Source organism: Streptococcus raffinosi (assembly GCF_030284685.1).
Lineage (GTDB): Bacteria > Bacillota > Bacilli > Lactobacillales > Streptococcaceae > Streptococcus > Streptococcus raffinosi.
This window is the reverse complement of record NZ_JASUZV010000028.1, coordinates 211-744: the sequence shown is the minus strand read 5'-3', so window position 1 is coordinate 744 and position 534 is coordinate 211. Positions and strand designations below refer to the sequence as shown.

Genomic DNA, 534 nt, shown 5'->3' with positions numbered 1-534 from the left:
CAAGACACCAGTAGACACAACAACAGAAGGTGAGAAAGACGCTACAGTCGTTGTGACATACCCAGATGGATCTAAAGATGAAGTTCCAGTTAAGGTTACTGTTAAAGATCCACGTACCGATGCGGATAAGAATGATCCAACAGCTAAGGCACAAACAGTGACTCCAGGTTCAACACCAACTGCGCAAGATTCAATTGGTAATGTAAGCTCTCTTCCAAACGGAACAACATATGCTTACAAGACACCAGTAGACACAACAACAGAAGGTGACAAAGACGCTATCGTAGTTGTGACATACCCAGATGGTTCAACGGATGAAGTGCCAGTTAAGGTTACGGTTAAGGATCCACGTACCGATGCGGATAAGAATGATCCAACAGCTAAGGCACAAACAGTGACCCCAGGCTCAACACCAACTGCGCAAGATTCAATTGGTAATGTAAGCTCTCTTCCAAATGGAACAACATATGCTTACAAGACACCAGTAGACACAACAACAGAAGGTGACAAAGACGCTATCGTAGTTGTGACATA

Annotated in this window: 1 protein-coding gene; it reads left to right on the top strand. The window is 44.0% G+C overall.

The window, feature by feature from the left end:
- A partial coding sequence (locus QRD39_RS10115; protein WP_285956400.1) for a Rib/alpha-like domain-containing protein occupies positions 1–534 on the top strand: 534 nt, incomplete at both ends.